The organism is Methanobrevibacter sp., assembly GCF_017447225.1.
Lineage (GTDB): Archaea > Methanobacteriota > Methanobacteria > Methanobacteriales > Methanobacteriaceae > Methanocatella.
On record NZ_JAFSNZ010000082.1, the window covers coordinates 1 to 13735 of the forward strand.

Sequence of the window (13735 nt, forward strand, 5' to 3'; positions counted from 1 at the left end):
ATCTTTAATATCAGTATTGAAAGTAAACGTTTTAATTGTTGGTGTTTCTTCAATAATTTGTTTAATCTCAACGATTTGAGGAGAATTAATCATTTCACTCACCTCCGTGTGCAAGGCCAACCATCTCATCGATGGATGAATAGCCTTTTTGCTTCATGAATGTTTCCAAATCAGCGTTGATTTTACCAAATACTTCAACTCCTTCATCCATAATTGCAGTACCTATCTGAACTGCTCTTGCACCTGCAAAAATGAATTCAACAACATCTTCAAAAGTGTAAACGCCTCCAACACCAATGATTGGAAGATCAACAGCCTCGTAAACTGAATACACATTACTTATTGCAATAGGTTTGATTGCCTTACCGCTCATTCCTCCGAACTTGTTGAATAAGACTGGACGGGCAACATCAATATTGATTTTCATGCCCGGACCTAAAGTGTTGATAAGGCTTAAGGCATCAGCTCCCGCATCCTCACATGTTTTAGCAATTTCAACAATGTCTGTAACATTAGGAGTCAGTTTAGCTATTATCGGCACATCACTTGCATCCTTTGATGCGGAAACAATAGTGTGGCTTAAATTACAGTCCTGACCGATTGAAGCACCATATCCTTCCATAGCATGAGGACAGGAAATGTTTAACTCAATCATATCCACATATTCTTGAACTTCACCAACCAAAGTACTAAATTCATCGGGAGTGGCACCATAAATAGATGCAATGACAACATTATTATCCCTATTAATCTGTTTCAGCTCTTCCTTAAAGTTTTCAACACCAGGATTGGATAAACCTATAGCATTGATAATTCCACCATCAACGCCAACAGTAGTAGGATTTTTATATCCCGGATGAGGCTTTAAAGAAAATGATTTACTAATAACGCCTGCCGCACCTGATTTTAAAATCCAGTTCATGGAAGAAGCCGTGCTCCCCATGATTCCTGCAGCCAACATTAAAGGATTTCTGAAACGAACTCCACAAACATCAGTTTCTAACATAACATCCACCAAAATTTCTATTATGTATTAATGTTTGGTTTACAAATAATTTATAATTAGTGGAAGATTGAAAAAATATGAATTATTTTTCATATTTTTCAAGTAGTTGGCGATAGTTATCATTTTGGCGTTTTAAACTGATTATATTGGTTTTATTGGTTTTTAATGTTTCTTCTTTTTCCTTAAGCAAGAGTTTTATGGTTTCATCCTGCTTTTCAATAATCAGGTCCTTTTGAGCAAGCAGACCTTCATAAGTTTTAGAAATTTTTCTAAGCTGAACTTCCAGGTTTTCACTATTTTGCCTGATTTGGTCTTTATATTCGTCGATTAATGACCTTAAATACTTGACCTGATCCTGCTTATCGTCAATGATATCCTGCTTTTCCCGAATCTTTTTATCCAGATCATCGAGTTCCTTGATTTTGGCCTTTTCATTGTTGATTTCATTATCCAGCTTATACTCCAGGTTTTGCTTTTCGTACTTCAACTTGGTGGAATAGAGTTTCAACTTATTAATTTCCTCGTTTTTGCTTTCAAGTTCCATGGTGAGTTCATCTATTTCACCATCTTTCAATTCTATTGTTTCCTTTAAATCTCTAAAACTTTGTTTTGACATTAATTGAAATATTTGATTTTAAATCATTAAAAACTTTTTGAAGCCAAAATTTTATTAAAAATAAAAAAAATAATTTAAGAACATGGAATGTTATGTGACTTACAGCGTTAAAGGATTTTATGCGTTTAACGAAAATAATGAATTAATCTGTGAAAAGTTATTTAAAGAAGATGAAATAATCCAAAAGCTGATTGAAATTGACAATAAGGAAATTCCTTGTGAGGAAAGCGAGCTGATTGATGAGCTGAGTGAGACTTACGACACAATATTTGTCGAATCAAATAAGCGTGCTTCCGATTACAGATGCGACAAGGTAAAGGTCAAAAATCCTAATTCCGGAGGAAATTATCTTAGAAGCAATTTCGATTTGGATATGAATAATGAGATTTATCAAAAATTGGCCATCTATAAGATGAAAAAGGCACAGTCTTCAGAGGATAAGCATCTGATTCAGGCCATCAACTCCATTGATGAGATTGATGAGTCCATTTCAAAATTAATCGAGAGAATCCGTGAATGGTATGCTCTCTACTTCCCAGAGATGGATTTGATAAAAAACAATGAGACATACATCAAATTAATTTATGAAAACAAGACAAAAGAAGAAATCGTTAACGCCAAAAGCAGTGCATTCCCACAGGACATGCTGGATATAGAAGAAGATATCAATCCGGAAGACTTAGAAATAATGAACAGATATGCCAAATCCATCTATGAACTCCAGCAGACAAGAAAAGATATTTTGAATTATATTGACAGCAGGATGGAGTCAATTGCACCAAACATGAAATTATTGCTCGGATCATCTCTTGCGGCCAAGCTGATATCCCATGCCGGAGGACTTAAAAGACTGGCAACATATCCTTCAAGTACCGTTCAGATAATGGGTGCTGAAAAGGCATTGTTCAGACATTTAAAAAGCGGAGACCGTCCTCCAAAATACGGACTGATTTACCAGCACCCTCAAGTTCGTGGAGCAAAATGGTGGAATCGTGGAAAGATAGCCAGACTGCTTGCAGGAAGAATATCTCTGGCAGCAAGAAAAGACGTTTTTACCCATGATTTTAATCCAGAAATATTTAATGAATTCAATGAAAAAGCACAGGAAATAGAAAAAAATAATCCATTTCCTCCAAAAACAAGTAAAAAAAGAAAAGAAGAAAAGAACAAATCAAAAAAGAAACACAGAAAATCTAAAAAAAGAAGGAGGAAATGAAAATGGATGTTTTTTTAAAAGGTGGAGAAATCGCAACACGCAATTTAACACCAGGAATTAATGTTTATGGAGAGGAATTAATTTCTGAAGATGTCGAATACCGATTGTGGAACCCAAGAAGGTCAAAACTTGCAGCGGCAATCCTAAACGGTTTGGAAAATTTGGATATAAAAAATAATGATAAGGTCCTATATCTTGGCGCATCAACCGGCACCACTGTTTCACATATTTCAGATATTGCATATGACGGGAAAATTTATGCCGTTGAATTTTCACCAGTGACAGCAAAAAAGTTAACCAGACTGTCACGTCAAAGGCCAAACATCTATCCTATATTGGGTGATGCTACCAAACCTAAAGAATACATGAATTTGGTTGAAAAGGTTGATGTATTATACTGTGATGTTGCTCAGCCAACACAATCAGAATTGTTTATGAAAAATATGGATATATTCGCAAAGGAAGATGCTTTAGGAATGATAACACTTAAAGCCAGAAGTATTGATGTCATACAGAAACCTAAAAAGATATTCAAGCAAGAAGAGAAGAAAATGATAGAGAAAGGTTTTAAAATTATCGAAAAAATAAAACTGGAACCTTACGAAAAAGACCATATGGCATTCGTTGTAGAGAAAAATTTTTAAAAAAAAATAGTGAATTTTCGCAGCATATTTAGTGAAAAACTTCTTTAGAATTTTATTCAAAAATGTTAAAAAATACCCAAAAAAGTATTACTTCGATAGCTTTTTATACCATAAAATTAAATATTATATATGCTAATGCAAATAAAATAAAAGTTCACTAAATAATCCTTTAGGTAAATTCACTCTACTAATCACTTCATTTATGTAAATCCTAAAGGATTGAACTTATTTTATTTAAAAACTCTTTTTTATCAATTTAAAATTTTAAGCTAAAATACTGTCTTTTTATCAAAAAAGTATTACTAAAAATTAATTTTTTACAATAAATATTACTCGCTAAAAGCAATATTGACTTTAACATATCACAACAAAAATTTTAGAAAAAACACTTATACACATTGCAACATTACCCAAATAGAGATAATTTTATATGAGGTTACGCCACATTCACAATCAAGAAAAAAGTTGAATGTAAATTTGTGCCATTTTAATTAATTATAGATATGATTAAAAAGATATTGTTTAAAAATAAATCAATATAATTTAGTGAAAATATGATAATAATAAAAGCAATTAACAAAAAATAATAAAAAGAGTGGCGTTATCTACATGAAATCTTTTTACAAATGACATTCATAATAGTTTTTGCAATTTCATCCTTGCTTGCAAGAGGCACTGCCAAAACATCATCATCTATAATCAGAACCTCATTCTTATCTGATCCGAAATTGCACTCATCATGGGAAACATCATTTGCAACGACCAAATCAGTTCCTGCATCCGCAATCTGCTTGCGGGCACAATAAACAATCTCATCATGAGAAATATTGAATTCCGCCTTGAATCCAACCAAAAATATATCAGGATTAATCGTTTTGATTTGTCTAATAATCTTTAATGTCGGCTTTAAGCTGATAGCCATTGATGAATCTGAATCAATCTTTTTATTTTCACGTTCCACAACCTCAAAATCAGAAACTGCAGCTGTCGAAATAAAAATATCAAAATCTCCGACAATGTCAAAAATAACATCAGCCATCTGCTTGGACGTTTCAACATTGATAACATTAAATAGCGGTGAAATCCTGACGCTGACCTTTGCGGCAACAAGAGTAACCTCAGCACCCAATACATATGCCTGCTTTGCAAGCGCCAAACCCATTTTACCTGAAGATTTGTTAGTAATACCTCTTACAGAATCAATAGGTTCAAAAGTCCCACCCAAACTAATTAAAACTTTTTTACCGAGAATATAAATCACTTCTTAGCCAAATTAATACATCTCAAAGATTCAAGAACAATATCCTCATTGTCAGGGAATTTAGCTTTTCCCTCATCCATTACCGGAGGCATGAATGAAGCTGATTTCTCATCCTTGATTTTTTGAATATTTTCCTCAATAGCCTTAAACATTGAATCATGCATTGACGGAACAAATAAAATAGGAGTGTCATGGCCATATGCAGTAATCAATAAGGTTGAAATAGGATTATCTGCTATTTTATGTGCAAATTTACTAATAGTATTGGCAGTAGCCGGAGCAACAAGTATTAAATCCTCCTGAGAGTAACGGACATGCTCGATATTTCCAGTCAGTTCAGTTATAACCTCACTTCCAGTTGCAAATTCCATTGAATTCGGATGAATAATCCTGCAAGCGGCTTCGCTCATGAAACATTTTACATCCACGCCTTGACGCTTAAACTCTCTAGCCAATTTAATTGCTTGGGTAGCTGCCACACTACCTGTAACACATAATACTATCATAGAATACCTCAAAAAAATGAAAAATTTAGTTAATTGTAATGTGCTGCATGATATAATCCGCAGCAGGCAAATTTGTCTCGTATTTATCGATAGGAGCACTATACATTATAACATAAGCTTCATTACCTCTTTCAAACCATAATGCCTTATGCTGTTTAACAACACCGGTTGAAGCGCTGGAAGTATAAATGTACTGAAGAGCTTTTTCATCGTTGATTAAGACCTCGCCTGAAGAAACCAATTCGAAAGCCTCGTCTGCCTGAACATTACTGTATGTTTTATTAACATAATTAGCAAAATCACCGGAAAACTCCTGTTTCTCCACATGTATATTGACCTGACCCACTTCAAGACTGTCAACAGAACTTTCTTTAGCTATAGCAAGAATAGTATAATTTGACGTTGCCTGAGCTATTACCCAATTTGACGGGTAATTAATTGTAACTCCGCCTTTTGAAATGGATAACATTTCAACTGATTCATTGGTGTTAGTATTACTATTGCTTTTATGATCGAATTGGATATCATTGAAAACAATGTACCCGAAAATTGCAATAATAACAATGAGTATTACAACCCCTATTAACGTAATTTTTTTCATATAGTCACCATTTTAAAAAAAAATTTAATTGGCAGTATTTTCTTGAGAACTACTGCCATCAGAATAACTGCCCTCAGAACTACTATAATCCTGTGAATAGTCTTGACTATAGTCATACTGATAATCTGACGAATATTCCGTAGTTTCTACATAATCATAAGACGAATTATCATAATATGTATTATTTGAATCAACCGTAGTATTTACTGTAATATCATCAACATCCGGAAATGCGGTATCAGTTACAATAGCTACAGCATCAGTACTTGAAAAAGATTGGAAATCAAAATTGAACACTCCGAAAGCAGCACCTACAGTAAAACCTACAGCTAAAATCAACACAGCCAAAAGTTTGAAAGTGCTTGAATCCATTGGAGTTCTTTCTTTAAGTTTTTTGTCTCCTTTTTTCGGATTAATAATATATTTTTGAACCAAATCCTCTTCTTCTTTTTTATCTTTATCAATTGGTTTTTCATCTATTTTAGGAGAATCAGAAGGTTTACCTTGCATAGATCTAATTCTATTAGTAGCTTCTCTTGCATCTAATGCATTTAGCTTATCTTCATATTTTGAACGGAAATAAATATATTTTTCCCTAGATATTTTTCCATGAGCATAGTCTGATTCTAAACTAGCCATAATCTCTAGAAGTTTATCTTTATCATTAGACATACCAACCCTCCTTAAATTATTAACAATATTTATTATATGTAAACATTAATTTATAGTTTACCTTATATTCAAAAAAATAATCAGAATTCAGGATAAGAACCTAAAACCTTGAAAAAATAGGTATTATCCTCAATTTCTTTAAGAATATTTTGGATAATCTCATCCTTACAGTGACCATAAAAGTCAACAAAAAACAGATATTTACCTAAACCCTGCTTGGAAGGCCTTGATTCAATTTTTGTCATGTTAATATTATTTTTTTCAAATATTCCAAGAATATGGTAAAGTGAACCCGGACGGTCTTCATAGATTGAAAATATTATGGAAGTCTTGTCATTACCTGTCGGGTCAGTATCTTCCTTGGATAGAACAACAAAACGGGTTTCATTGTTGTCAACATCCTGAATATTGGCTTCAAGAATTTCCAAACCATAAAGCTCAGCACTTTTTGCATTACCTATGGCTGCCTTTGAATTATCACCTATAATGCTTTTGGCGGCACTGGCAGTGCTTACGGCATAATGAGGCTGGATATTATTGCTGCGTATAAATTCCTGACATTGGGCAATTGCCTGGGAATGGGAATAGACATCATCAATGTCTTCAAGCACACATCCCGGATTGACTATTAAGTTCTGATTGATTGGAATAATCACCTCACCAATAATATTTAAATCATATTTATGGGCAAGAGAATCCAATGTGATTCCAACAGGTCCTTCGATTGAATTTTCAATTGGAACTATTCCTTTGATGCACTGATCATCTGCAATGCTGTCCATAACTGCAGGAATTGTACAATAAGGAATTAAATCATCACCTAAAAGTGTTGCTGCCTCATGGGAAAATGTTCCTTTCGGACCTAAAAAAGAGATTAATTCACTAATAATAATCACCTTAAAAAAAAGAAATTGAAAGTATAGCTAAGAATAGCTACACTAAGCTTCTAATTTTGCAATTAGTCTTAAAATATCGGTTTGGGTTACAATTCCCACAACGACATCATCTTCTACAACAGGCAAACCGTTGAATCCGGTTTCCATCATTATTTTTGCAACTTCAGAAATGCATGTATCTTTAGTCACAACACGTGGATTGGTAGACATGATATCTTCAACCAATACTTCTTTGATTTGAGATTTTTGGTATTTTTCCGGAACTTTTTTTCTAAAGTCAATGAAAGCTCTCATTAAATCTTTAGATGTAATCATTCCAACTAATGTTTCATCATCGATAACTGGAAGTCTGCCGACTTTAGAATCGAGACTGACTCTTCTTGCATGAACCAGCCTTTCGGATGGTGAAACTGATTTAATATCTTTAGACATTAATTCTTTGGTGCATATCTTATCATATTCACCGTCAACAGCCAATGTTACGAAATCAGCTTTTGAAACAATACCTACCATTTCATCTCCGTCCATTACAGGAACTGATCCGATTCCATTTTCAAGCATAATTTCTGCTACTTCAGCTAAACGCATTGTTTGCGGAACGGATATGATGTCCTTAACCATTACAGATGAAACATGGAGCCTTGAAGCAGGCATGCTTTCATATTTTGATGAACCGAGTTTCTTTGCAATGTCCCTTTCGGAAACAATACCAACTAATTCTTTGTTGTTAAGAACTGGAAGGCGTGAAATTTTATTTTTTCTAAGCAGTTTTAATGCATCTGCAAGACTTTGATCTTTGTCTATGGTAATTAATGTAGTAGACATTAAATTTTTGATTTGCATAGAGCAACCTCCATTTATAAGTTTTTAACAGCTCTTAAGATATCTCTTTCAGTAATAATACCAATTATAGTATCATCTTTAACTACTGGTACACCACCAATATTGCTTATTTTGAATAATTCACAGATTTCACCAATAGTGTCTTCTGGTTCTACAATAATTGCATCTTTAACCATGATATCGGATAATTTAGTTTCTAAAACTTCACTTGCAGCGTTTGAATTTAAATTATCGAATAATTCTTTAGCATTAAGGAAACGAATAATATCTGTTGAAGTTACAATACCTAACAATTTTTTAGCTGCTTTGGAAATGTCAGCTTCCCCTCCAACAATAGGAATTCTTCTTAATCCATTTCTGACCATAATCTTACATGCACTTTCTACCGGAGTACCTGGAGTGGTAGTGAAAACTTTTGTACTCATGTAATCTTGTGCTGTTCTATCATCCATTTCTCCTGCAAGAGATAATGCGATATCTCTTTCTGTAACAATACCTGCGAGTTTATCATCTGAATCAATAAGAGGAAGTGCTCCTATCTGATTTGCAAGCATTACATCTACAACTTCTTTAATAGAAGATTTTTCAGATAAACATATGACATCACGGGACATGATTTCACGTACAGGTTCATTGATAGCTGCTAAGAAGTTGTCTTCATATTTTTTCTCAATAATGTTAAATTTGTTACCTCCGCCAAAGAAGTCCAATATATCCATTACAGTTACGATACCTAATACTTTACCGGAACCAGGATCGGTAATTGGTAATCTTCTGAATTGGTGTTCCATCATTACTTTTGCAGTATCTTTGATACTTTTACTTGGAGGAATTGATACAACATCTTTAGATGCTATTTTCATTATATTTTCATTCATACATTCACCTCAAACTTGTAATTATGCGCCTAATAAAATCATTTACTCTATATTCAAAATCTTATGAATCTGAGGAATGGTTGAAACATCGAAATATTTACCAACAATCTCAGAAAACTCAAATAAACAATCAGAAAGATTTTTCCATTCGTTCAAAGGGCTGGAAGGTTGAATAATAAATTGGATGTTATTTTCATCAATAATTTCCTTATCAATTTTTTTAATTACCTCTTCAAATGATTCTATTTTTAAGCTTGGCAAAATAACTACTTTACAATATACATTTATAGATTTTTCTATTAATAAATTTAGTGATTTAATTTCATTTAAAAAAATATCTTCATCAAAATGACCTTTAAATTGTTCTTTTAGCTTAATATCAAGTGAAACAATATCTAAATCATCAATTAAATCAATATTCTCCGGTAGAGTACCATTTGTCTCAAGCATTATATTGAGGTCCGTGAGCTTAGAAACCTCGTTGATGAACTCTGGATACAATGAGGGTTCGCCACCGGTAAAAGATATAGTATGACAGTCAGGAGTTAAAATACTTTCGATTTGTGATACGACCTCCTTAGGTGTCATGAGCATACCTTCCTTTTCGGAAATGCTGTGTTTCGTATCGCAGTAATCGCAGTTCAGATTGCAGCCTGCAAAACGTACGAATATCTGTCTCTGGCCTATCAGGATGCCTTCTCCCTGAAATGATGAAAATATTTCAATAATTGGAGCTTTCATAACTATTCCACGAATTCCTTTTTATATTGTGCGCCCTGACCTATTCCCTCATTAACGCAAACTGAGATATATTCCAGATTGTCATAGGTTTCTGATAATTTACGGTATAGGGATTCTGCAAAAAACTTGGAAAGCTCTTCAGCAGAAGTATAAGGAAGCGGCAGGAATACACAGTCGACTGAAGGAACAGAATAACCTTTACCATCAATTTTAAATGAAACTATCTCTTCTTCTTTCAAATCAAAAATTGAATCCTTTTCCTTATTGAAATCCTTAAAATCAATTAATGAATTATATACCGGAATCAAAAGCCTGTGGTCGAGCTCGTCACAGATGGCTTTAGTGTATTTTTTTACATCCTTAAAGTCTACAACGAATTCGAACTCACCTGCCCTTTCACCTTCTATTTCAACATCGACAAAGTAAGAGTGTCCATGTATAAATCCACATGATTCATGACCAGGAATGACATGGGCAGATGAGAATCTTAAATTTGACTGAATACCATTAACTAAAATTTTCATGCTAACACCTTGGTTTTACTAATATCTTTTTCAATTGTTTCAATTTCATCAATGAATCTGTCAACAACTTCAAAAATCAAATCCTTTAAGTTATTTTCATTAAAGACATTACCATCATCAATATCATATAATCCTATTGTTTCAACGTCCCCTGGAGTTCCCTTATCTTCGAGATTCAATGCAAAATGAATCTTTGCAGAACTTAGAGAAACGCTGGCTATTGAAATGCTGAGTTTTCTTCCATCAACAAAAATATCATCACCTTCACGGGTTGTCTTAACTCCCCTTTCAGTCAGGATTTCTCTAAAAATCATTACAAGAAGCCTTTGGCGAAGATAGGCTATTCTCATATTTGTAGGCTGCTGATCGAAGAATTCACAAATGAAATTAACCATATTGTTTGACTTGATTTCCAATCCGACATCGGCAAAGTCCTTTAAATTATCAGGAGTGATGTTTACCGGACCAATCCATGTGACGATTGATGAGCCGTAAATTCCAAACTCCTGGAAAGCCCATGAGGGATTGATTTGGCTGCCGTCGTATTCAAAAATATCTTCAACATGTTTATGAGTTATATTCATTTTAAAACCTATTCTTTATAATTTATAAAAAAACTTACAATACTATATTAGTTGAAGATATTAAAAAAGGTTAAGAAAAAATAAGAAAAAAAGTATCATCTCCAATTGGAGAAAAATACTTGAAAATTTAAATTGTTGAATTAATGCCAACATTGCCTGAATATACAGTTAATTCAGGATAATCAATAGTTATGTGAAGTTCTGAATGTGTATCCTCGACATGTTGCTGTGAAGGTTCATTTGATAATTCTAAATCACGAATCTCTTCATTAGAATGAATTGGATGATAATCCGGATTTGAATATAACTCCTGCAGATAATGGTCATTATTCCAGGAATCTAATGCTTCTTCACGAGATATTATAGCAGGATTATTAATATCAAAATAGTTTTTCACACCGAAATGAAGCGGATAATCGCAAATCATAACATCATCTAAAGGTACTGTAACATTTCCCAATACCACATATCTTCCGCAATCCATACATAACAGATATTTGTCTGTGAAATCATCATGAACATTTAAAAATATCTCATCATGGCCAGGCAATTGACGATAATTCATGTTTAGTTGGTTAGTTTCATACTCAAATCTTTCTTTTTGAACTTCATCAGGGAATTCACCATTTTTCAGATAATATTTAGCATCCCACGCATCGTAGATATATGGGCTTGACAAATCAAAGTAAGAATCTCCTATTCCACAATTAAGATGACATATGAAATCAGTTTCAAGAGGGATTGTAATATTTCCTAACGGAATAAAACCGTCTTCAACACACCATCCATACTTATCCGTAAAGTCCTGGCCTTTTTTGATAAAGATATGGTCTTTATAATTTGGAGATAAGATATAATCAGATTTATTAATATTATCAAATGGAAGAGTACCTTGCTGAAGAGGATAAAAATAAGGATCTTTTCCACCGGATGGCTGTCCGCCAATTGATACATCAGCAACACCTGCAGTATAACCCACATAAGAACTTATTTTAGTTGAATTATCCAAATCAGTTGTTGAATCTGGAGACATATCCAATACAACGTTGCTTAATTGTTGAAGAACACTACTTGAAGCAATACTTTTAACAAGTTCTTCATTGGATAAAGAAATATCTCCAGACATTTTTTCTTCATCCGGCAATGAAACATTATCATTAACATCATCCATTTCATTTGAAACAGGATTATTTATCACTTGTGATGAAAAATCACTTGAAACAAATGCATAGCCCCCTACAATTAATCCAATAGCCAATAAGACACAAACGCCTGCAATTATTTTTTTAATATTTTCACCCCCACAGATTTTAGTAATATTTATTATACATTTAATGACTTATATATTTAACTTTTTTAAAGATTCATTTAAATTTCTTGAAAAGATTATTTACCAATATCAATTTGTAAATTAGATATAGGATAACACACAGCAATACCAGAATAAAAATCAAAATATACATAATTAAACACAACCACTGTAATATATATTATTCAATTAATGACATATAAATGTTACACATAACACAAAATAAATTTAATAGATGATACAGAAGTTTATAAAGGAGTTATTTTTATGCAAGTAAGAACAAGAGATTTTATTTACACGACTGACGGAATGTATTTCGCATCAACAAATTACATCCATCCGGAAGACAGATACATCTCATTTTTAAGATATATCCCTGATGAAAATGGAGACAGGGAAAAAGACGGTATAAGATATAGAAAAGTTGGCTCTGAAGAAGCATATTCATATTTACGTGAAAATTATCCGGATTACTTATATTTCTGTGACGTTACCAATGTGGAAATGATGGGAGTTCCTATCGATAAGGTAGAAAGAGTAATCAAACCTGAAAACAGATTGCTGGGTCTTAAAAAGACATTTGAATCTGGCGGAGAAGTTAAAAATCCTGAAATCATAGCAAAACTAATGGACGTGTGCGACTTCTTCCACTACATTGCAGGAATAGACTATGAAGATATGGGAATTTCAGGGTCCATTTTGCCGGGACTCCAAAAAGAGGATGTTTCAGATTTGGATTATGTAATCTATGGACTTGACAACCACAGGAAAGCCATTGAAGCATTTAAAAAACATAGAAATGAGGAAGTCTACATTGAAGAAGTGGACAAGCACATCACCTTAAACGGAATTACAGATGACTACTGGGACTTTGTTTACAACAAAAGAATGAGCGATTCCAGCCTGACTCCTGAAGAATTCAAATGGTATGAAAACAGAAAAGCCAACAGGGGAACAATCAACGGCACATTATTTGATATTTTAGCCACAAAAGGATATGATGAGATTAAAGGAAGCTGGGGAGATACAAGATATGAACCTCAGGGAATAGCTAAAATAGAATGCGATATCGTAAGCGCACTTGGAGCCTTTGACAATCCGTCATTATACACAATTGAGAATCTGGAAGTCCTTGAAGGCGTTGAAAAAGACATTGTAGAAGTTGTTTCATTCACACACACCTACGCCGGCGAAGTGGTTGATGGAGAACATGTGATTGCCAAAGGAAAAGTCGAAAAGGTAATTCAGGATGGAAAGGAAGACTACTACAGGCTTGTTGTCGGAACTACCCGTGAGGCAATAGATGAATATCTCAAGCTAAAAATTCCTCCTGCATGAAAATATTGTCCTGAGTGATAAATATTTACTTGAAACACCATAATTTTATTAACATCACCTTATTTACTTCTTTTAAAAGAATTGGCCTCATTTAACACCA

16 protein-coding genes are annotated in these 13735 nt (G+C 33.4%); 3 read left to right on the forward strand and 13 right to left on the reverse strand.

Annotation, left to right across the window (positions count from 1 at the left end; genetic code table 11):
- Positions 1-94: 94 nt before the first annotated feature.
- Positions 95-1006, reverse strand: a complete 912-nt coding sequence (locus IJQ68_RS08065; protein WP_292799028.1) for a dihydroorotate dehydrogenase — start codon at positions 1004-1006, stop codon at positions 95-97.
- 82 nt (positions 1007-1088) lie between these two features.
- A complete protein-coding gene (locus IJQ68_RS08070) occupies positions 1089-1622 on the reverse strand; it encodes a glycosyl transferase (RefSeq protein ID WP_292799030.1) in 534 nt (177 codons plus the stop codon).
- 82 nt (positions 1623-1704) lie between these two features.
- On the opposite strand from IJQ68_RS08070, the gene IJQ68_RS08075 reads away from it, so the two are divergent.
- Both IJQ68_RS08075 and IJQ68_RS08080 read left to right on the forward strand, forming a co-directional pair.
- Positions 1705-2838, forward strand: a complete 1134-nt coding sequence (locus IJQ68_RS08075; RefSeq protein WP_292799032.1) for an NOP5/NOP56 family protein — start codon at positions 1705-1707, stop codon at positions 2836-2838.
- Between the two features lie 2 nt (positions 2839-2840).
- Positions 2841-3482, forward strand: a complete 642-nt coding sequence (locus IJQ68_RS08080; RefSeq protein ID WP_292799034.1) for a fibrillarin-like rRNA/tRNA 2'-O-methyltransferase — start codon at positions 2841-2843, stop codon at positions 3480-3482.
- Between the two features lie 601 nt (positions 3483-4083).
- Here IJQ68_RS08080 and IJQ68_RS08085 read toward each other — a convergent pair.
- From IJQ68_RS08085 to IJQ68_RS08135, 11 genes are all read right to left on the reverse strand, one after another.
- Positions 4084-4707 carry a phosphopantothenoylcysteine decarboxylase gene (locus IJQ68_RS08085; RefSeq protein ID WP_292799036.1) on the reverse strand — a complete coding sequence of 208 codons (624 nt, stop codon included), beginning with the start codon at positions 4705-4707 and terminating at the stop codon, positions 4084-4086.
- 32 nt (positions 4708-4739) lie between these two features.
- On the reverse strand, positions 4740-5249 hold the full coding sequence (locus IJQ68_RS08090; RefSeq protein ID WP_292799038.1) for a flavoprotein: 510 nt from the start codon (positions 5247-5249) through the stop codon (positions 4740-4742).
- 25 nt (positions 5250-5274) lie between these two features.
- A complete protein-coding gene (locus IJQ68_RS08095; RefSeq protein ID WP_292799040.1) occupies positions 5275-5850 on the reverse strand; it encodes a PsbP-related protein in 576 nt (191 codons plus the stop codon).
- Between the two features lie 24 nt (positions 5851-5874).
- Positions 5875-6522: an endoglucanase gene (locus tag IJQ68_RS08100; RefSeq protein ID WP_292799042.1), complete on the reverse strand. Its 648-nt coding sequence runs from the start codon at positions 6520-6522 to the stop codon at positions 5875-5877.
- 80 nt (positions 6523-6602) lie between these two features.
- Complete coding sequence (pheA, locus tag IJQ68_RS08105; protein WP_292799113.1) at positions 6603-7409, reverse strand: prephenate dehydratase; 807 nt, start codon at positions 7407-7409, stop codon at positions 6603-6605.
- Between the two features lie 51 nt (positions 7410-7460).
- Complete coding sequence (locus IJQ68_RS08110; protein WP_292799044.1) at positions 7461-8261, reverse strand: CBS domain-containing protein; 801 nt, start codon at positions 8259-8261, stop codon at positions 7461-7463.
- Positions 8262-8275: 14 nt separating this feature from the next.
- Positions 8276-9139: a CBS domain-containing protein gene (locus IJQ68_RS08115; protein WP_292799046.1), complete on the reverse strand. Its 864-nt coding sequence runs from the start codon at positions 9137-9139 to the stop codon at positions 8276-8278.
- Positions 9140-9181: 42 nt separating this feature from the next.
- On the reverse strand, positions 9182-9880 hold the full coding sequence (locus IJQ68_RS08120; protein WP_292799048.1) for a 7-carboxy-7-deazaguanine synthase QueE: 699 nt from the start codon (positions 9878-9880) through the stop codon (positions 9182-9184).
- Positions 9881-9882: 2 nt separating this feature from the next.
- Positions 9883-10404, reverse strand: coding sequence for a 6-pyruvoyl tetrahydropterin synthase family protein (locus IJQ68_RS08125; RefSeq protein ID WP_292799050.1), 522 nt, complete (start codon positions 10402-10404; stop codon positions 9883-9885).
- Positions 10401-10988 (reverse strand): DUF366 family protein, encoded by a 588-nt coding sequence (locus IJQ68_RS08130; protein ID WP_292799052.1) that lies wholly within the window; start codon positions 10986-10988, stop codon positions 10401-10403. The genes IJQ68_RS08125 and IJQ68_RS08130 overlap by 4 nt, the downstream gene beginning before the upstream one ends.
- Before the next feature lie 127 nt (positions 10989-11115).
- Positions 11116-12246: a hypothetical protein gene (locus IJQ68_RS08135; RefSeq protein ID WP_292799054.1), complete on the reverse strand. Its 1131-nt coding sequence runs from the start codon at positions 12244-12246 to the stop codon at positions 11116-11118.
- Positions 12247-12564: 318 nt separating this feature from the next.
- On the opposite strand from IJQ68_RS08135, the gene IJQ68_RS08140 reads away from it, so the two are divergent.
- A complete protein-coding gene (locus tag IJQ68_RS08140; RefSeq protein ID WP_292799056.1) occupies positions 12565-13635 on the forward strand; it encodes a DNA polymerase subunit beta in 1071 nt (356 codons plus the stop codon).
- Positions 13636-13735: the final 100 nt, after the last annotated feature.

What these genes read in the sequence shown, in the direction of transcription:
- IJQ68_RS08065 (WP_292799028.1), bottom strand. Translation starts at nt 1,006, where the DNA reads ATGTTAGAAACTGATGTTTGTGGAGTTCGTTTCAGAAATCCTTTAATG.
- IJQ68_RS08070 (WP_292799030.1), bottom strand. Translation starts at nt 1,622, where the DNA reads ATGTCAAAACAAAGTTTTAGAGATTTAAAGGAAACAATAGAATTGAAA.
- IJQ68_RS08075 (WP_292799032.1), top strand. Translation starts at nt 1,705, where the DNA reads ATGGAATGTTATGTGACTTACAGCGTTAAAGGATTTTATGCGTTTAAC.
- IJQ68_RS08080 (WP_292799034.1), top strand. Translation starts at nt 2,841, where the DNA reads ATGGATGTTTTTTTAAAAGGTGGAGAAATCGCAACACGCAATTTAACA.
- IJQ68_RS08090 (WP_292799038.1), bottom strand. Translation starts at nt 5,249, where the DNA reads ATGATAGTATTATGTGTTACAGGTAGTGTGGCAGCTACCCAAGCAATT.
- IJQ68_RS08095 (WP_292799040.1), bottom strand. Translation starts at nt 5,850, where the DNA reads ATGAAAAAAATTACGTTAATAGGGGTTGTAATACTCATTGTTATTATT.
- IJQ68_RS08100 (WP_292799042.1), bottom strand. Translation starts at nt 6,522, where the DNA reads ATGTCTAATGATAAAGATAAACTTCTAGAGATTATGGCTAGTTTAGAA.
- IJQ68_RS08110 (WP_292799044.1), bottom strand. Translation starts at nt 8,261, where the DNA reads ATGCAAATCAAAAATTTAATGTCTACTACATTAATTACCATAGACAAA.
- IJQ68_RS08115 (WP_292799046.1), bottom strand. Translation starts at nt 9,139, where the DNA reads ATGAATGAAAATATAATGAAAATAGCATCTAAAGATGTTGTATCAATT.
- IJQ68_RS08120 (WP_292799048.1), bottom strand. Translation starts at nt 9,880, where the DNA reads ATGAAAGCTCCAATTATTGAAATATTTTCATCATTTCAGGGAGAAGGC.
- IJQ68_RS08125 (WP_292799050.1), bottom strand. Translation starts at nt 10,404, where the DNA reads ATGAAAATTTTAGTTAATGGTATTCAGTCAAATTTAAGATTCTCATCT.
- IJQ68_RS08130 (WP_292799052.1), bottom strand. Translation starts at nt 10,988, where the DNA reads ATGAATATAACTCATAAACATGTTGAAGATATTTTTGAATACGACGGC.
- IJQ68_RS08140 (WP_292799056.1), top strand. Translation starts at nt 12,565, where the DNA reads ATGCAAGTAAGAACAAGAGATTTTATTTACACGACTGACGGAATGTAT.